The sequence below is a fragment of the Ruegeria sp. BI11 genome (genome assembly GCF_056538005.1).
In genome coordinates this window covers 309,193-325,727 of sequence record NZ_JBQFSM010000001.1, presented here as the reverse complement: position 1 = coordinate 325,727, position 16,535 = coordinate 309,193, and the positions used below count along the sequence as shown (strand labels likewise).

Annotated in this window: 20 protein-coding genes and 1 other RNA gene; 11 read left to right on the top strand and 10 right to left on the bottom strand. The window is 55.5% G+C overall.

Features of this window, described 5'->3' with window-relative positions; all coding sequences use genetic code 11:
- Window positions 1-8: 8 nt before the first annotated feature.
- The 6 genes from frr to ACR0DT_RS01520 all read right to left on the bottom strand — a co-directional run bounded on the left by frr (window position 9) and on the right by ACR0DT_RS01520 (window position 4,946).
- Window positions 9-572, bottom strand: a complete 564-nt coding sequence (frr, locus tag ACR0DT_RS01545; protein ID WP_480709059.1) for a ribosome recycling factor — start codon at window positions 570-572, stop codon at window positions 9-11.
- Between the two features lie 185 nt (window positions 573-757).
- Window positions 758-1,753 (bottom strand): acryloyl-CoA reductase, encoded by a 996-nt coding sequence (gene acuI, locus ACR0DT_RS01540; RefSeq protein ID WP_480709058.1) that lies wholly within the window; start codon window positions 1,751-1,753, stop codon window positions 758-760.
- Between the two features lie 82 nt (window positions 1,754-1,835).
- Window positions 1,836-2,939 (bottom strand): dimethylsulfoniopropionate demethylase, encoded by a 1,104-nt coding sequence (locus ACR0DT_RS01535; RefSeq protein ID WP_480709057.1) that lies wholly within the window; start codon window positions 2,937-2,939, stop codon window positions 1,836-1,838.
- On the bottom strand, window positions 2,940-3,446 hold the full coding sequence (locus ACR0DT_RS01530; protein WP_480709056.1) for a DinB family protein: 507 nt from the start codon (window positions 3,444-3,446) through the stop codon (window positions 2,940-2,942).
- On the bottom strand, window positions 3,446-4,150 hold the full coding sequence (locus ACR0DT_RS01525; protein WP_480709055.1) for a DUF1326 domain-containing protein: 705 nt from the start codon (window positions 4,148-4,150) through the stop codon (window positions 3,446-3,448). Before ACR0DT_RS01525 ends, ACR0DT_RS01530 begins: the two co-directional genes overlap by 1 nt.
- 4 nt (window positions 4,151-4,154) lie before the next feature.
- Window positions 4,155-4,946, bottom strand: a complete 792-nt coding sequence (locus ACR0DT_RS01520; protein WP_480709054.1) for a DUF2182 domain-containing protein — start codon at window positions 4,944-4,946, stop codon at window positions 4,155-4,157.
- A gap of 86 nt (window positions 4,947-5,032) precedes the next feature.
- Between ACR0DT_RS01520 and ACR0DT_RS01515 the strand changes: the two genes are divergently transcribed.
- From ACR0DT_RS01515 to ACR0DT_RS01485, 7 genes are all read left to right on the top strand, one after another.
- Window positions 5,033-5,764 (top strand): FadR/GntR family transcriptional regulator, encoded by a 732-nt coding sequence (locus ACR0DT_RS01515; RefSeq protein WP_480709053.1) that lies wholly within the window; start codon window positions 5,033-5,035, stop codon window positions 5,762-5,764.
- 10 nt (window positions 5,765-5,774) lie between these two features.
- On the top strand, window positions 5,775-6,137 hold the full coding sequence (locus ACR0DT_RS01510; protein ID WP_480709052.1) for a DUF4345 family protein: 363 nt from the start codon (window positions 5,775-5,777) through the stop codon (window positions 6,135-6,137).
- Between the two features lie 36 nt (window positions 6,138-6,173).
- Window positions 6,174-6,520: a transfer-messenger RNA gene (ssrA, locus tag ACR0DT_RS01505) on the top strand.
- 100 nt (window positions 6,521-6,620) lie between these two features.
- Window positions 6,621-7,052 (top strand): ester cyclase, encoded by a 432-nt coding sequence (locus ACR0DT_RS01500; protein WP_480709051.1) that lies wholly within the window; start codon window positions 6,621-6,623, stop codon window positions 7,050-7,052.
- Window positions 7,053-7,180: 128 nt separating this feature from the next.
- Window positions 7,181-7,996, top strand: a complete 816-nt coding sequence (locus tag ACR0DT_RS01495; RefSeq protein ID WP_480709050.1) for a chromate resistance protein ChrB domain-containing protein — start codon at window positions 7,181-7,183, stop codon at window positions 7,994-7,996.
- Window positions 7,993-9,246, top strand: coding sequence for a chromate efflux transporter (chrA, locus tag ACR0DT_RS01490; RefSeq protein ID WP_480709049.1), 1,254 nt, complete (start codon window positions 7,993-7,995; stop codon window positions 9,244-9,246). Before ACR0DT_RS01495 ends, chrA begins: the two co-directional genes overlap by 4 nt.
- 76 nt (window positions 9,247-9,322) lie before the next feature.
- On the top strand, window positions 9,323-9,781 hold the full coding sequence (locus ACR0DT_RS01485; RefSeq protein ID WP_480709048.1) for an SspB family protein: 459 nt from the start codon (window positions 9,323-9,325) through the stop codon (window positions 9,779-9,781).
- Between the two features lie 13 nt (window positions 9,782-9,794).
- Here ACR0DT_RS01485 and ACR0DT_RS01480 read toward each other — a convergent pair whose 3' ends face one another.
- On the bottom strand, window positions 9,795-10,358 hold the full coding sequence (locus ACR0DT_RS01480; protein WP_480709047.1) for a hypothetical protein: 564 nt from the start codon (window positions 10,356-10,358) through the stop codon (window positions 9,795-9,797).
- Between the two features lie 195 nt (window positions 10,359-10,553).
- Here ACR0DT_RS01480 and fumC point away from each other — a divergent pair, with 195 nt between their 5' ends.
- Genes fumC through ACR0DT_RS01460 form a run of 4 tightly spaced genes read left to right on the top strand, consistent with a single transcriptional unit; the run spans window position 10,554 to window position 13,004 of the window.
- On the top strand, window positions 10,554-11,948 hold the full coding sequence (fumC, locus tag ACR0DT_RS01475) for a class II fumarate hydratase (protein WP_480709046.1): 1,395 nt from the start codon (window positions 10,554-10,556) through the stop codon (window positions 11,946-11,948).
- Window positions 11,948-12,124 carry a DUF4169 family protein gene (locus ACR0DT_RS01470; protein ID WP_480709045.1) on the top strand — a complete coding sequence of 59 codons (177 nt, stop codon included), beginning with the start codon at window positions 11,948-11,950 and terminating at the stop codon, window positions 12,122-12,124. Before fumC ends, ACR0DT_RS01470 begins: the two co-directional genes overlap by 1 nt.
- A complete protein-coding gene (locus tag ACR0DT_RS01465; protein WP_480709044.1) occupies window positions 12,121-12,342 on the top strand; it encodes a ribbon-helix-helix domain-containing protein in 222 nt (73 codons plus the stop codon). The genes ACR0DT_RS01470 and ACR0DT_RS01465 overlap by 4 nt, the downstream gene beginning before the upstream one ends.
- A gap of 59 nt (window positions 12,343-12,401) precedes the next feature.
- A complete protein-coding gene (locus tag ACR0DT_RS01460) occupies window positions 12,402-13,004 on the top strand; it encodes a DNA-3-methyladenine glycosylase I (RefSeq protein WP_480709043.1) in 603 nt (200 codons plus the stop codon).
- A 6-nt stretch (window positions 13,005-13,010) separates the two neighbouring features.
- On the opposite strand, the gene ACR0DT_RS01455 is transcribed toward ACR0DT_RS01460, so the two are convergent.
- The 3 genes from ACR0DT_RS01455 to ACR0DT_RS01445 form a co-directional block, all read right to left on the bottom strand.
- Entirely contained in the window at window positions 13,011-13,892 is an 882-nt protein-coding gene (locus tag ACR0DT_RS01455; RefSeq protein WP_480709042.1) for a fructose bisphosphate aldolase, read from the bottom strand.
- Window positions 13,893-13,965: 73 nt separating this feature from the next.
- A complete protein-coding gene (locus tag ACR0DT_RS01450; RefSeq protein ID WP_480709041.1) occupies window positions 13,966-15,315 on the bottom strand; it encodes a cytochrome P450 in 1,350 nt (449 codons plus the stop codon).
- Entirely contained in the window at window positions 15,312-16,526 is a 1,215-nt protein-coding gene (locus ACR0DT_RS01445) for a hypothetical protein (RefSeq protein WP_480709040.1), read from the bottom strand. Before ACR0DT_RS01445 ends, ACR0DT_RS01450 begins: the two co-directional genes overlap by 4 nt.
- Window positions 16,527-16,535: the final 9 nt, after the last annotated feature.

The window sequence follows — 16,535 nt, the reverse complement described above, 5'->3', positions numbered from 1 at the left end:
TACCAGTCTCAGACCTGCATAATCTCAGCCTGCTTGGTCTCAAGCGCGGCATCTACGGCTTTGATCATCTCATCGGTCAGATCCTGAACCTCGGATTCCCAGAACTTCTGATCATCTTCGGACATTCCGTCCGACTTGGCCTTCTTTATCTGGTCCATCCCATCGCGGCGTACATTCCGGATCGAAACGCGCGCGCTTTCAGCGTATTGACCGGCGACCTTGCCCAACTCGCGACGGCGTTCTTCGTTCAATTCAGGAATCGGCAACATGATGATGGTACCGTTCAGCTGTGGGTTAATCCCCAGACCGCTTTCGCGGATCGCCTTTTCGACTTTGCCGACCAGCCCCTTGTCCCACACGTTGACCGTCACCATACGCGGTTCGGGAACATTCACTGTGCCCACCTGGTTGATCGGGGTCATCGAGCCGTACGCGTCCACCATCACCGGCTCAAGCATCGAGGCCGAGGCCCGTCCGGTCCGAAGCGAAGCAAACTCGGTTCTGAGGTTGCCCATGGCACCTTCCATGCGCCGTTTCAGATCGTCGGTATCCAGTTCGAAATCGTCAGACATGCTGCTCACTCCCCGTATTCAGGTGCTGTTTGCTAGGCTTCTAAGCCATCGCAATTGGGATGTATAGCAATGATGATGTGGAAATGCGCCAATGACCAGAGGTGTTTGAGGCATTTTTTGGTTGTTTTCGCGTCAAACTGACCGGTCAGCGTTAAGGCCAACCGGCCTGAAGTAAGCTTTTCCAATCAGGCGTTTACGTCGACAACCACGCGTCCCTTGACCTGACCTTTCAGAATATCCGCACCCAGTTGCGGCAGATCGTTAAGGGTTGCCGGATGAACCATCGCTTCAAGCTTGTCCATTGGCAGATCAGTGGCGATGCGCTGCCATGCGCGGACACGGTTGTCATAAGGCTGCATCACGCTGTCGATGCCCAAAAGATTGACCCCGCGCAACAGGAACGGAATGACAGTCGCAGGCAGGGCTGCACCACCCGCCAGACCTACAGCAGCAACTGAGGCGCCATACTTCATCTGCCCCAGCACGCGCGCCAGCATCTCTCCTCCGACGGCATCAACACAACCAACCCAGGTTTCACTTTCCAAAGGCCGCTTGGTTGTTTCATTCAGCTCATCCCGTGGGACGATCGTACTGGCCCCCAGGGATTTCAGGTAGTCCCCCGTCTCAGGCCGTCCGGTCACGGCAGCAACCTCATACCCAAGGTTGGCCAGAATGGCTGTGGCCACCGATCCAACACCGCCTGCGGCCCCGGTCACCAGAACCGGCCCGTGTCCCGGTGTCATCCCGTGATCTTCCAGTGCCATTACGGCCAACATCGCAGTAAACCCGGCCGTTCCCACAGCCATCGCTTGTCGCGCGTCCAACCCATCAGGCAGCGGCACCAACCAATCGGCCAGGGCATTGGCTTTCTGTGAGTACCCCCCCCAGTGCGCCTCACCCACGCGCCAACCGGTCAAAACCACTTTGTCTCCGGGCGTATAACGGTCATCTGTCGACGCCTCGACTGTTCCCGCATAGTCAATGCCTGGCACATGCGGATAGTTGCGCACCAAACCGCCGCCCTTAGGGGATGTGCATAGACCATCTTTATAGTTAACCGTCGAGTACTCAACGGCCACCGTCACCTCGCCATGCGGGAGATCGTCTACAGACAATTGCTTTATCGAAGGGCTGGCAAGACCGCTCTCGTCATCTTTTTCCATTACCAATGCATTAAACATCTGACTTTCCTTTCGTTTTCCTGCAGCCAGGCTCGCACTTCATCTGGCCTAAATACCAAGGGGCGTGCACCCCAACTCTCCGCTAGATCCAGAACCGCTCCTGCACCGTTGCGCGACGCATACCGTCCGGCGTTTCAACCTCTACAACCGTATCGGCGTCCCAGTGGCTTAACCTCAGCATACCAATTGAGACATTCGTCCCGAAATCAGGGGACCACGCGGCCGAGGTCACCTGACCTACCTGCCGACCATCCGCGAACACCGGCCACGGTCGATCGCAGGGTGGCACCGCTTCGCCTTCAATTGAAACCGGGCGAATCTGCTGTACTGGTCCTTCCTTGGCCACGCGCAGCAAAGCATCCCGGCCAACACAACCTATCGCGGTATGGGTGTTACAGAACTTACCCAAACCACATTCATGCGGCGTGTTGTCGTCAGTCATGTCATTGCCATAAGACAACAACCCACCCTCGATCCGTTCGATCAGGTTGGGGCAACCCGCGCGCACGTTCAGGTCCTCGCCTTCAGCGAACAAAGCATTCCACAGAGGCATACCGATGTCCGAGCCCTCGACATAAATCTCAAACCCGCCCTGTTTCGAATAACCCGACCGGGCCACCGCCAGGTCGCGACCTTCGAATTGAAACATGTCAAACTTGAAGAAACGGACGTCCCGTATGCGATCTCCGAATACGCGCGCCATTAGATCATCTGCCTTGGGCCCTTGGACCGCCAAAGGTGAAACGTCCGGCTCATCCACCAGAACATCTAACCGATACCCGTTGGCGATACCCTTGACCCACAACAGCAAGTCACTGTCGGCGATTGAAATCCACCAGCGATCATCGGACAATTTCACGGCCACCGGGTCATTCAGCATCCCGCCGGTTTCATCGACGATGGGTACGTAATAGCACTGTCCCGGCAGCATTCCCCGCAGGTCGCGAGGGGTGAGCATCTGCATCAAACGACCCGCATCCGGACCGCGCAGTTCAACCTGCCGTTCGCAGGAGACATCCCAGACCTGAACATGGGTTTTGAGATGCCGGTAGTCTGCCCCAACACTTTCGAAAACCGTGGGTAGTAACATGCGGTTATAAACCGTGTAGGCTTTGACCCCTGCGGCCTCGACACCGTCCGAGAACGGCGTACGCCGCAACCGTCGGGATAAGGAAATCTGCGGCATTCAAACCTCCTTGGGCATAAACACCAGATCGCTTACAGGCGCAGCTGATCCGATTTCGGTCAACATTTGATGCAATTGCCCGCGATGATGAGTCTGGTGGTTAAACATGTGGATGACGCATTGCGCGTAAGGCAATGTAACTTCAGCTTCTTTCGCTGCCGAGAACCATGTGAAATCCCCTGTTAGAAGGTCCCCTGCAAGTGATCTGGCCCACTGCGAAATACGGGCGTCGACTGTCTTGCACAGCGGTAGCCACTCGGCCAGATCGCTGCACAAGGAGACACTATCGGGAATACTGCCACCCGGGGCATCGCCTTTGTCAAAGCGTGATATCCAAATCCAGTTGCCCCACAACAAATGGTTTGCTGTCCCCATGATCGAACCGAAGAAAGCGCCGCAGTCTTTGGTTAACTCTTCAGGCGTTAATTCCTGAAGAAACTCGGATAACTGACTGTTCTGCCAGTGATTGTACCGCGCCATTTCTTGCGTGTAGGCTCCGGTGATCATTATTTCGGACCGTGCCAGTCGATCGGGCAAATCTCGGCCGACTTACCGCCGAAATCCCAAACGCGACCATAATCGCGCACTTTGGATTTCGTTCCACGCGCCACAATGATGTCCGGCCCCATCCAGTATTTCGAGTTCGACACCATCACCGGATGCTCGGGGTCTTTGCCCGCCAGCATCTCAATCTCACCCTGTATTTTTCGACCAATCACGATGCGGCGCTTGTTGCCGTCGCGTTCGATCTGAACCGGAGCCCGTTCAGCACCAATAATTTCGCTGACGAGCATGGTGAAAAGACCGGTGGTACCGCCCGCCTGCCCGCTGAAGATTTGCAGCAGACCGTTATAGGCCTTACCGCTGGCTCGTTCATCGACATAGGCCGCTACCTTCCACTGGCCCTCGCCCATACGGCCGGGGATATCGACCAGCAGCCCGACGTTCAAACCCGACAGATCTTCGCCCTCGTAATGGCCTTCGTCGATGATGACCCCCATCCACGCGTGACAATGCCCTTCGGTTGGAGGATGCGCGCCCAGCGACACAACACAGGGGCAAAAAACGTCGCACGAACAGTTTAGGATCAGCTCTCCTTTAATCGCCCAATTAGTCGGGCTCATCTCTCGCCGCTTGGGATTGGGCATACGGCTGTCGATGCGTTGGCTGATCGGCAACCTGTCCGCCTCAGGTTTTCTGTTCTTAGCCATATACTTATCCTCCGAATATAAAGGGATAGATCAGCAGAAGAATTCCTCCTGCAATAAGAGAAAACCCCATCGGCCGTGTTACTGCGTGGCCAATCTGAGGCAGTTTTTCCAGAACCATGAACAGCGTCGCCAGCCCCATCCAAAGCAGGCTCATGACACCGCCGACAAACCCCAGCGCCATAAAGCCCCAACAACAGCCGACGCAGAAGGCACCTAGCCCAAGGCCCATACGTAGACCGCCTGTAAAACCGGTTTTCCAATGGCCCAGGAAATAGGTCATGGGCGCGTGGCAAACGCCGTGGCAAACCTCTTTGGCGCGTGTAAATTGGAATGCACCGACTGCGATCATCAGGCCCCCCGCAACAACGCCAGATTTGGCGATTCCAAGCATGTCGACCACGCCAGCGAACAGTAATATCAGTTGAATTCCGGTAATCAGCGCCGCGAATCCGACCCAGACGATGAAATACCCGACCAGAACACCCAACCAACCCTCCCGAGTGCCGTTAGCGCTGCGGATCAGATCCTCATAGCTGCGCAATGTCGGAACGAGGGTCGGCAGCATCATTGCGGCCATCATGATGGCCCACATCCACAACAACGGACCGAATTCGGCCATAGGCATGTACATGTCCATTCGCGGGTCCATGGCGGCCATCGCTTGCCCCATCGGGCCTGGGCGACCGATCCAGTCCAAATCCATTCCACGACTCATGGTGAACATCATCCACCATGCCCACAGGATCAGACCGTAAAACCCCAGCCACAAACCGCTGCGCAGAACTGCACGACTCATGCATCCCTCCCGACTCAGTCCTTGCAATTCAAATGTCAGACTTTTAAATGTCAGACAAATAAAATCTCACCAACGGTCCCTTGATTATGAAAATCGACCCCAGAAAGCCCGCCGATTTGTCAGCTCAGATCGCGCAGGCCATTCGTGACGCAATCATTTCGGGTGAATTGATCGTAGATGAGCGGTTGCCATCCGAGGCAGAGCTGTCCGAGCAGTTTCAGGTCTCGCGTCCGACCGTGCGCGAAGCATTAAAACGTCTGGCCGCGCAATCTCTTATCCGAACGCAGCGCGGGGCCAGCGGTGGCGCTTTTGTCAACCGGATCAGCTTTGAGGACGCGTATTCACAGCAAGTCACCACCTCAACGCTGTTGCTGTCGATGAATGCCGTCAGTTTCGATACCGCCTGCGAGGCTCGCTTTGCGCTGGAACGTGCCTGTGCGCTCTTATCCGCGCAACGTCGCACAGCCGATCAACTGGCCACCATGCGGGCCGAGATTTTTCGTCAAACACAACCAGGACTTTCGGATGAGGCGTTTTGTGCTTCGGACGTCACGTTTCATCGGGCTCTGGTCGATGGAGCTGGCAATCCGGTGCTTTCTTACCAATTGGCCGGCGCGGTCGAGGCCATGCAGCCTCTGATGAACATGATCACTTTCACAGCCAGATCACGTGAGGAAATAGTCGCCTTGCACACCCAAATCGCGGACGCGTTGGAAAATCAGGACGCGACAAAGGTGGATGCAACACTGGTTGAGCTTGAAGCCTATACGCGTAAGCTGGCGCAGGATGTGGCTCAGCAACATCGCATACCTGCGTGACGAGGGAAAGATGACAACTGCTTTGAACGCAATCGCGGCCCTTTTGACCATAGGTTTTGGTCTTTTCGGGTTTCTGGCGCCCGCGTTTACAGCGGCATCGCTGGATCTTACGCCTACTGACAGCAATATGGGCCTCAGTGAGATGCGCGCGTCCGTTGGCGGCTTGTTCGTGGTCACTGGCGCTGTGGTTCTGTGGCTGAACAACCCCATGGCCTATGCCATGCTGGGTGTTGTCTACGCGGGCGCGGCGCTTGGTCGGTTTGTTTCGGTTGTTCTCGACAACCCACCGGTTGTCAAAGCAGTGACATTCGGAGGAATCGAACTGGCCCTGGCGCTTTGGTTAATCTTAGCGAACATCAATAGAGCCGCATAAGCGTTTGCTTTTAATGCATTCGCCGCAAAAAATTCCTGGTTTGCATCCGGGCGTCTGCTCACCTATATAGGATATGTCCTTCGGGACTATGGACATAAACGCGCTCGTAATAAGCGGATCGGACCCGGGGGCGGTACCCGGCGGCTCCACCAAAATCTTTCGTTTGAAGATCATGGGGCCGAAACAGGATCGACGAACGTCTAAAGGGGTTAGCTTTGTCTCGGCGGTCTGCCACCGTTACCGGCGAAAATAGTACAATTGCAAACGACAATCGTGCTCCGGTTGCAGTTGCTGCGTAAGCAGTAACAAGACCGAAACTTAAGCCCTTGCGCCTAGCCGCGTAAGGCGGGGTTCGCAGGTACCTGGCAACAGAAACCTGCATTTTCCTACAAATGTCTGCTGTTTAACCTTGATCTTGTTCACGTTCAGAGTTTTTTCACCCTTTGGTCTCATGCTGACCCCGACAAGAAAAGGAGAGTCGGGATGTCCCATGCAGATGTCGTCAAAGGATGGTATTCCGAGGTTTGGGAAAACGGGAACCTTGATGCGATCGACCAGTACTTCGACGCTGATACGATGGCCGAGGGGCTGATCCCCGAAATGCAAGTTGGCGCGGATGAATTCCGCGATTTGGTATTGGCGTTTCAACATGTTCTCGGGGACATAAAGGTCGAGATTCCAAAGATCGTCGAAGATGGTGACTGGGTGTCAGCCATTCTGCATGTCAGCACGACACGGGCCGACAATGGTGCCCCGCTAAAGGCCACAGGAAGCGTCTTCGCCCGAATAATGGATGGCCGGATGGTCGAGGCTTACAACCAATTCGACTTCATTTCCCTGTTCGAACAACTCGGGCAATTCCCGCAAGACACGCTGCCTGTGTGCATGACGGGCCAAAGGCTCGATTGGGCGTAACCCTGGTAAGGCAATCTTGACCCTTTGGGCGCTTGCACGTAAGCAAAGGCCATGGGGTAAGATTGCGAACGCCCCGTGAGGCGTCAGCCCAAGTTTCGCATGTATCCGCTCAAAACAGGAGACATGCTATGCCTGCGCCCAATTCAATCACACCGAAACAGCTGATGCGCCTGATCGGAACACCTCAGGCTCCGGTTTTGGTCGATATTTGTCTGGATGAGGACTTTGAAGCAGACCCCTATCTGATCCCTGGGTCCATGCGTCATCCCGCCAAAGATATTGACGGGATTGCTGACAGGGTTGGAGACCGTGCTGCGGTCATCGTCTGCCAAAAGGGCAAAAAGCTCAGCCAGGGGGTCGTCTCGTGGCTGCGCAGCAAGGGCTGCGGTGCTGAATATCTGGAAGGCGGTATGTTCGCCTGGGAGGAAATGCCCGACTCACCACGTGTTCCGGCCTCCGCTGTGCCAACAGGCAGTGATGGCAGGTCCGTCTGGGTCACGCGCCATCGACCCAAGATTGACCGAATAGCCTGCCCGTGGCTGATCCGCCGTTTCGTAGACCCAGATTCGCAGTTTCTGTACGTTGCCCCGTCCGAGGTACAAGCCGCCGCCGAAGCCTTCAACGCAACTCCGTATGATATTGAAGATACGTTTTGGTCCCACAGACAGGACCGCTGTACCTTTGACACGATGCTGGACGAGTTTCAGTTGCACACACCTGCGCTTGACCGTCTGGCCATGGTCGTTCGGGCCGCAGACACCAATCGCCATGATCTTGCCCCCGAAGCCGCCGGATTGCTTGCAATCTCGGTCGGTCTGTCTCGGCAATATCGTGATGATCACCAAAACCTTGAGGCCGGGTTACATCTGTATGACGCGCTGTATCGCTGGGCGCGTGACGGTTTTGACGAGGGCCACGACTGGCCCACGGACCGTAAATCATGACGCCATCAAACGCAGAACTTGTCCGGGTGTTCGGCCGCATCGGGCTTCTGTCTTTCGGAGGGCCGGCAGCACAGATCTCATTGATGCATCATGAACTGGTCGAGCGACGCCGGTGGTTGGATGAGCAAACTTATCTGCGCGCCTTGTCGCTGTGCATGCTGCTGCCCGGCCCCGAGGCAATGCAACTGGCCACCTATGCCGGTTGGAGGTTGCGTGGCGTTGTCGGCGGGTTAATCGCAGGTGCCCTGTTCGTGCTCCCAGGGGCTTTTGTCATTGCCGTTCTAGTCGGGCTTTACGCTGCTTTTGGAAACCTGCCGCTGGTGCAGGCTGGGTTTCTGGGGGTGAAGGCGACAGTGATTGTCATTGTTCTACAGGCGCTTAGAAATTTATCGCGCAAAGCCCTGACAGACACCCAACACCGAGCCATCGCGGGCCTGGGCTTTCTCGCGATTTTCGCGCTGAACCTACCCTTCCCGCTAATCATTCTGGCCGCCGCTATCTGGGGTTATGCCACCTTCAACGGCGAAGTTAGAACCGCAGATGCGCCCCCTGCTCCCAAGGCCAGTGGAATGCTCCGGACCGCTGCGATCTGGTTGGTTCTCTGGCTGGGACCACTTCTGGCTTTGACCTTGTCGGGACAAAAACTGCTCAGCGATCTGGGATGGTTCTTTGCCCGATTAGCCGTTGTTACGTTTGGCGGGGCCTATGCCGTGCTGGCTTATATGACCCAAACCGTTGTGGAAAAATATCAATGGATCAGCACAGATCAGATGATCGACGCCCTGGGGCTGGCCGAAACCACACCGGGACCGTTGATTCTAGTGACCCAGTTTGTCGCCATGTTAACGGGTCAGATCAGCGGCGGTGCGCCTCTTGCGCTAGCGGCCGGAGCGGTTGCTCTCTGGGCCACTTTTGTACCGTGTTTTCTGTGGATTTTCCTCGCTGCCCCATACCTGGACCAATTGGCGATCCGTTCGAGGCTATCCGCCGCGCTGCACGGGATTACCGCCGCTGTGGTGGGTGTGATTCTAAACCTGTCGGTGTGGTTCAGTCTGAATGTTCTTTTTCAGGATATCCCCCGGCGGTCATGGGGGCCTGTGACCATCCCTTGGCCTGATCTGTCCAGCCTAAACCCGGCCGCTCTGATCTTAACACTGTTAGCTGGGCTGTTGATTTTTAAGTTTAAATTTGGGATGGCGACAACTCTGGCCTTTATGGCCGTGATTGGAACGGGAATTCACTTCCTTTAAACAATCCTCGCATACCCGGTCTTTCGTTTCCGTCGAAATCCCCTATGCTGAGGGTAACCACTTTTGAGGATGACACATGTCGCAAGACATCGACTATGGGAACCTGATGCACACCGCCATGCGCGGTCTTATCAAGTCCGTTTTGAACAGCGTTGCCGATAACGGCCTCCCTGGCGCGCATCATTTCTTTATCACTTTTGATACCCGTCAGGAAGGTGTCGAGCTGGCCGACTGGCTGCGCGAACGCTATCCCGAAGAGATGACAATCGTTATGCAGCATTGGTTTGAAAATCTTGAGGTCGGCGACGATGGATTTGCCATCACGCTGAACTTTGGCGATGCACCGGAACCGCTGTATATCCCCTATTCGGCGATCAAAACCTTCGTCGATCCTTCGGTTGAATTCGGATTGCGGTTTGAAAGCCCCGAGGATGAGGAAGAAATCGAACCCATCACCGAAGAATCGATCGAGGTCGAGGAAGAGGCTGACCAACAAGACGCCGAGGTGGTCTCACTGGACAGTTTCCGCAAGTAACAGGCTCTATTGCCTATTGTTTTTTTAGGAATGTCTCGACTGATCGGGATTTCACGCCATTGCGAAACCGTGAAAACGACAAGTTCAGACCGCCATCTGCCAGGGTGCGGTCGAATTGTTGCAACTCGTAATCGCCGGTCTCACCAATAAACAGCGAAAATACGGTCAAGGTGTCACCATCGATCCGGCCCCAAACAAAGGGTTCGCCCTGCATCGGGTCAAGCGGGACCTCATGACCGAACACATTGCGTTTCATCGCAGCGGAAAAAACGTCAGCCCGGTCAGTCTGTTTGAAATCTATCGAGAATTTTTGCTCTTTGATACGACCATCCGCCTTGTAGGTCGTGGTCGTCCAACTGACGTTGAAGCCGTTTTTCATCTCGTGAATCGACACGCTCATGTCACGAGGGGTCTCGGTGCCGTCATCATCTATAACATTTGCTGACCCGACATAGTCACCAACAAAGGGGGCAATATCCGCTGCTTGGGCCGGCAGGTTGGACAATGCGGCCCAAAACAGGACGCTCAGAGAAAACGCAATATATTTCAGGGGACAAGTCCGAACCAATGTGCCCACCGGAGCCTCCAATTTGGTAATTCTTGTATTGTAGCGGACTAGCAAGCGCGCACAATGCGATTCACAAGAAATTTCACCCAACCTTCCACCTATACCTCTGGTGCCCTTGAGTTTATGGTGCGCGCAACTGGCCGATTGCTCTGTAGCTACGTTGCAGGTAAACGGCATGCGACTGTATACACGACGGAGTGACAGATGTCTCAGACCCGCACCGAATCCGACAGCTTTGGCCCGTTGGAGGTTCCTTCTGACAAGTATTGGGGTGCCCAAACGCAGCGTTCGATCATGAATTTCCCCATCGGTTGGGAAAAGCAGCCCGTCGCCATCGTGCGAGCGCTGGGTGTGATCAAAAAAGCCTGTGCGATGGAAAACAAAACGATCGGCAAGCTGGATGCAAAGATCGCGGATGCCATCATTCAGGCCGCCGGTGAAGTGATCGAAGGCAAGTTTGACGACAACTTCCCTCTGGTCGTCTGGCAGACCGGTTCGGGCACGCAGTCGAACATGAACTCGAACGAAGTTATCGCCAACCGTGCAATTGAGATTTTGGGCGGCGTTATCGGCTCGAAGGAGCCAGTTCACCCGAACGATCACTGCAATATGGGCCAGTCGTCCAACGACACATTCCCCACCGCCATGCATATCGCCACAGCGATGAGCGTGCGTGACGTACTGTTGCCGGGTCTTGAAAAATTTGCCTTGGCGCTGGAAGCCAAAGCAAAGGAATTCGCAGGCATCATCAAAATCGGCCGTACCCATACACAGGACGCAACGCCGCTGACTTTGGAACAGGAATTTGGCGGTTACGCACACCAAATCCGTCAGGGCATCGCCCGCGTGCACGCGTCGATGCCTGGCATTTACGAACTGGCACAGGGTGGTACCGCAGTTGGCACTGGTCTGAATACCCATAACGGTTGGGATGAGGCCGTCGCCAAGAACATGGCAGACATCACCGGCCTGCCCTTCGTGACCGCACCGAACAAATTTGAGGCGCTGGCTGCCCACGACGCTATGGTATTCCTGTCGGGCGCGCTGGCGACGATTGCTGGCTCTTGCTACAAAATCGCCAACGATATTCGCCTGTTGGGGTCGGGTCCGCGTTCAGGTCTGGGTGAGTTGATCCTGCCGGAAAATGAGCCTGGGTCGTCCATCATGCCGGGCAAAGTGAACCCGACGCAGGCCGAGGCGCTGACACAGGTGGCTGCGCATGTCATGGGCAACGATGCAGCGATGAAGTTTGCCGGTTCGCAGGGCCACTTCCAGCTGAACGTCTACAACCCGATGATGTCCTATAACCTGCTGCAGTCGATCCAGCTGCTGGGCGACGCCACCGACAGCTTTACCGAGCGGATGCTGCTGGGCATCAAGGCTAACGAGCCGCGCATCGACAAGCTGATGAAGGAATCGCTGATGCTGGTAACCGCTCTGGCGCCCACCATCGGGTATGACAACGCCACCACAGTTGCCAAAACCGCGCATAAAAACGGCACGACCCTCAAGGAAGAGGCCATCGCGCTGGGCTTCGTGGACGAAGAGACCTTTGACGCTGTTGTCCGCCCCGAACATATGATCGGACCGAAAGACTGATGAGTAAGCCGGTCAATCTGAACCGGTACAGAAAAGAAAAGGCACGGGCCGAGAAAAAGGCCCGCGCCGACCAGAACGCTGTCAAATTCGGTCGCAACAAGGGCGAAAAGGCTGAGGCCAAGTTCGAGAAAGATAAACAACGCCGCTACGTGGATAATCACGAGCTGGATGAATGAGCGGTCGCCCAGTCAAACGCTCGCTGACCTTGAAAGGGCATCGTACCTCGGTGTCTCTTGAAGATGAGTTTTGGCAGGCTTTCCGCGACATCGCGAAAGAAAAAGGGCTAGCAATCAACGCTCTGGCAGCTGAGATTGACATAGAGCGCGATCCTGAAATTGGGCTAGCCTCGGCCATTCGGGTCTATGTTCTGAATTGGTATCGTAACCTCGATTGACGCTTGTCAGACCCTTTCTTTTGCATTTAATCTGAACGAGAACAAAAAGGGTACATCGCATGAGCAAGACAGTCACCGGACCCGATGGAAAACCGCGTTGCGCCTGGTGTCAAGCTGCCCCAGAGTTCTTTGAGTATCACGATAAGGAATGGGGGTACCCGGTCGCGGACGATCAACGATTATTCGAAAAACTGTGCCTGGAAAGCTTTCAATCGGGTCTCAGCTGGCGGACGATACTGAACAAGCGTGAGAATTTTCGTAAGGTGTTTAATCACTTTGACTTCAATGTAGTAGCCGCATTCACTGATGTAGATGTCGAACGCCTTCTACAGGACGAAGGCATCATACGTCACCGGGGTAAAATTGAAGCCGTCATCAATAATGCCCGCCGCGCGCAGGAGCTTGTGGCCGCCGAAGGATCTTTGGCTGCTTATGTCTGGCGCTACGAAGCGGACAACCCGCCCGCGCCGCAAACTGCGTCGACGTCGGCCGAGTCCACTGCAATGTCGAAAGACTTGAAAAAGCGTGGCTGGAAATTTGTTGGGCCAACCACAGTATTTGCCTTCATGCAAGCTATGGGTTTGGTCAACGATCACGCAATAGGGTGCTCAATGCGTGAAAAAGCGGCGCAAATGCGCCGCGAATTCACCAAGCCTGAATAGCGCTCCTTAGACCGAAGCGCGGAATATCTTGTCGATGTTACCACCCAGAGCGGCGTTAAATTCGGCATCTGACTGCTGTTTGGACAGACCTTCGGTCAGCGCGCGCGAGAAAGATGCGATCATCTTGCCGTTCTGGTTCAGAAGATCACAGGCTTGCTCGGTCGAATAACCGCCCGACAAGGCCACAACGCGGACAACACGCGGGTGGTCAGCCAATTCGTCAAACAGGTTGGCATTGCTGGGGATGGTCAGCTTCAGCATGATGTCCTGTCCCTCGTCCAGCTGATCGAGGTTCTTCAGGATTTCGGCTTTAAGAATGTCCTCGGCCTCGGCCTTAGTGGCAGAATTGATGTTCACTTCGGGCTCGACAATCGGAACCATGCCCGCAGCAACAACCTCGCGCGCGACGTCGAACTGCTGTGCAACCACGGCGGCGATGCCTTCGGCGTTGGCTTCATGGATCACCGAGCGTTCCTTGGTGCCGAACACACCATCTGCCTTAGCCAGCGTTTCCGCCAGACCAGGGATTGGTTTCATCATCTGTACGCCGTTGGCTTGATCTTCCAGACCCTTGTCGATCTTCAGGAACGGCACGATACCTTTCTGCGACCACAGATAATCGGCAACTTTGCGGCCATCGATTTCCTCGCCCAAAGTGCGTTCAAACAGGATTGCACCGATCACTTTGTCCTTGGTAAAGTCGTCGGCAAGAATGATGCGTGCGCGCATCTTCTGGATTTCACCGAACATTTCCTCATCCGAGCTATAGTCCGAGGCCTCAACCCCATAAAGAGCCAGCGCCTTGGGCGTCGACCCGCCGCTTTGATCCAGGGCTGCAATAAAACCCGCGCCGTTGGACATCTGCTCGCGCTGTTCTGATTTGGACATAAGACTTTCCCGTTTAACAATGATTCCGCATTTTGCACTCGCATACAGCAAGGCGGCGAGCGATGGTAGCGTGTTAGCGCTCAACCACGCGCAACCAAATGCCGTCCTTTGATCGGACCGTCAGATGCGCCACCGGCACTGGCGTGCGACCTTCGACCAGCTCAAACCGAAAATTTCGCAACAGCATCGACAGCAACAAGGGTCCTTCTACCATAGCGAACCCTGCCCCGGTACAAACGCGGGGGCCAGCAGAAAACGGGATATAGGCGTGGCGTTGGCAGGCTTTCCCATTTTCGGTGGACCAACGGGTAGGATCAAAATCATCGGGTCGATCCCACAGACGCTCTTGCCGATGCAGATGCCAAGGGCTGATGACGATCTGCGCGCCATTGGGCACGTCGCGCCCTCGGAATTCCTCCGAACAGGATGCCTCACGCACCATCATCGGCACTGGAGGGTACAGGCGCAGCGCTTCTCTGAATACATCTCGGCTGAGTTTCAGCTTCGACACGACACCAAAGCTGGGTTCGTCGAGAATAGTCGCCTCAGCGCTCAGTTTCTCCTGCCATTCGGGATACAGCGCCATCAGGTACAGCGTCCAGGCCAGTGCCGATGCGCTGGTTTCATGCCCGGCCAGGAAAAAGATGGCCACCTGATCCACCATTTCTCGTGTGCCGAAACACCGTCCGGTTTCCGGATCAGGTGTAGTCATAATCTTAGTGGCCAGATCGTCCGGCGCCTGCCCCGAGGCGATCAGATCGGTGCGTTCAGCCGTCAGGTGCGTGATCAAAGCCCGGATACCCCGCGCATTTTTACGTGTATTGCGCGCATGCATTCTTGGCACCCAGCGCGGCACCGGGATAAACGCCGCGAGATTCAACAATGGCTGTTGCCGCTGATAGGCCCGAAACTTTTCAAACACCTGCGCGGCCACTTCATGTTCAATCGGGACCGAGAACAGCGTTCTGAAAATCACATCCGCCGCGGCGTGGCTGGTAAGTTCCTCGCATTCGATCACCTGCCCCGCCCGCCCCTTCAACCGTGTGACACAGGATTGCGCGGCGTCCAGCATGGCTGGAAACGTGTCCTTCAACCGCCCGCCTTCAAAAGCCGGGTCAATGATACGCCGTTGCTGTTTCCAAGTCTCACCATTTGTCAGAAAAACCGAGTCCCCCAACAGCGGACGCAACCCCTCGCTGATGCGGCCGGATTTGGGGAAATCCTCGGGACGCTGTTTAAGGACCGTATCCACAAGCTCGGGTTGGTTGATCATGTAGGACCTGAAGAACGGCGTGCGAAACTCGGCCATCCAGGCACGATACAGGCGCTGTGGTTGGGCCGACAACAGATCCTTTCGGAACAGTTTCACGTAGCGCCACAGAGAAACCTTATCCGGGCGGGGTGTTGGCTTGGGCGGCTTCATGGCTGAACCGTTGTGTATTTTGAAACCGGCTGCTCGATGCGAGATTTGGATGGCGCGCGCCCTTCAAACCTTTGTGCCAGGGTCAGCGGCCCCGCAGTAATGCGGAAGTAGTCATAAATTCCAGGGCGATCAAACGCGCAAAGATATTGAAAATGCAGCCGGAAAAACCGCCAACGCAGTTCTTGCCAACGCTCTGGCGACAAAGTTTGCGTGAAAGCTGCAGACAACACTAGCGGCCAGCGTTTTTGGTCAGTCGCAACGCCACTGACACCCACCGGATCACACAGCGCAAAGGCGCACCCATCACCCGGAGCAGATACGTCAACCCAGGCCAGGTCACTTTGGGTCGACAGGAATTGCAGATCAGTGCGCAAATCCTGCGCGCCTGGGAGGAATGAGACCATGGGCACCACCTGCCCCACACTCAAAAAGGAAAGGACCGGCCCGTTATCGGGCACCCCTTGCGCGCGGATCAGATTAGACAAAACCGTCACACCTAAATACGCGCCCGAGGAATGCCCGACGACCAGAACCTCATCCACATCTGTCTCAAGTGCGTGCTGAATATGCGTGGTGAATTCGGCGAGGCGAGAGTTAAGCTCGGGTGAGACAGCACCATTCAATGCAGCAGAATAGGCGTAATCGTGCATCAGGTAATAGGCAAACAAGCGATTGTCGATCTTGCGAAACCAATGCAACAACGCATAGGCCACCACGATTGCCGGGGCCAAAGTCAGCCATCCGCCAATGGGCCATAGCAGAGCTGCTACAATCCACATCACGGCCAACGACAAGAGAAATTGCGCAATCAGCATTCCAACAGGATAAAGTGCCACGATCACTGGTCCTTTGCGCAGGCGCATCAAACGTCCCAATGTCCCTGATCGGATGTAAATCCAGGCTGTGCGAAATAGCTGCAGGTAGGTCGCAGGAATCGAATTCGACATACTGTCGCGCACGATATCGGACCAGACTAGAACCTCGACATCCGTCTCAACATCTGAACCATCCTGATGTGAGCGGACATGCCAGCCATAAGGCCCATCAGTCGGCTTGGGCGACTGAGAAATCTCATAGCCCGATATGTCCGCCTGCACCCGGCTTTCCTTGCGGTACAGCTCTCGGTACCGGCGGGGATGAATCGGATCGTAGCCGGGAATATAGAACACCCGACGCCGTCTTACCCGAGGCTGATTTGTATGACTGCTCATGTCCTTACC

Coding starts and splice junctions, on each gene's coding strand:
- ACR0DT_RS01450 (WP_480709041.1), bottom strand. CDS start 15,315: ATGAAGCCGCCCAAGCCAACACCCCGCCCGGATAAGGTTTCTCTGTGG.
- ACR0DT_RS01500 (WP_480709051.1), top strand. CDS start 6,621: ATGTCCCATGCAGATGTCGTCAAAGGATGGTATTCCGAGGTTTGGGAA.
- ACR0DT_RS01535 (WP_480709057.1), bottom strand. CDS start 2,939: ATGCCGCAGATTTCCTTATCCCGACGGTTGCGGCGTACGCCGTTCTCG.
- acuI (WP_480709058.1), bottom strand. CDS start 1,753: ATGTTTAATGCATTGGTAATGGAAAAAGATGACGAGAGCGGTCTTGCC.
- ACR0DT_RS01520 (WP_480709054.1), bottom strand. CDS start 4,946: ATGAGTCGTGCAGTTCTGCGCAGCGGTTTGTGGCTGGGGTTTTACGGT.
- ACR0DT_RS01495 (WP_480709050.1), top strand. CDS start 7,181: ATGCCTGCGCCCAATTCAATCACACCGAAACAGCTGATGCGCCTGATC.
- fumC (WP_480709046.1), top strand. CDS start 10,554: ATGTCTCAGACCCGCACCGAATCCGACAGCTTTGGCCCGTTGGAGGTT.
- ACR0DT_RS01525 (WP_480709055.1), bottom strand. CDS start 4,150: ATGGCTAAGAACAGAAAACCTGAGGCGGACAGGTTGCCGATCAGCCAA.
- ACR0DT_RS01460 (WP_480709043.1), top strand. CDS start 12,402: ATGAGCAAGACAGTCACCGGACCCGATGGAAAACCGCGTTGCGCCTGG.
- ACR0DT_RS01470 (WP_480709045.1), top strand. CDS start 11,948: ATGAGTAAGCCGGTCAATCTGAACCGGTACAGAAAAGAAAAGGCACGG.
- ACR0DT_RS01515 (WP_480709053.1), top strand. CDS start 5,033: ATGAAAATCGACCCCAGAAAGCCCGCCGATTTGTCAGCTCAGATCGCG.
- ACR0DT_RS01465 (WP_480709044.1), top strand. CDS start 12,121: ATGAGCGGTCGCCCAGTCAAACGCTCGCTGACCTTGAAAGGGCATCGT.
- frr (WP_480709059.1), bottom strand. CDS start 572: ATGTCTGACGATTTCGAACTGGATACCGACGATCTGAAACGGCGCATG.
- ACR0DT_RS01485 (WP_480709048.1), top strand. CDS start 9,323: ATGTCGCAAGACATCGACTATGGGAACCTGATGCACACCGCCATGCGC.
- ACR0DT_RS01455 (WP_480709042.1), bottom strand. CDS start 13,892: ATGTCCAAATCAGAACAGCGCGAGCAGATGTCCAACGGCGCGGGTTTT.
- ACR0DT_RS01445 (WP_480709040.1), bottom strand. CDS start 16,526: ATGAGCAGTCATACAAATCAGCCTCGGGTAAGACGGCGTCGGGTGTTC.
- ACR0DT_RS01510 (WP_480709052.1), top strand. CDS start 5,775: ATGACAACTGCTTTGAACGCAATCGCGGCCCTTTTGACCATAGGTTTT.
- chrA (WP_480709049.1), top strand. CDS start 7,993: ATGACGCCATCAAACGCAGAACTTGTCCGGGTGTTCGGCCGCATCGGG.
- ACR0DT_RS01530 (WP_480709056.1), bottom strand. CDS start 3,446: ATGATCACCGGAGCCTACACGCAAGAAATGGCGCGGTACAATCACTGG.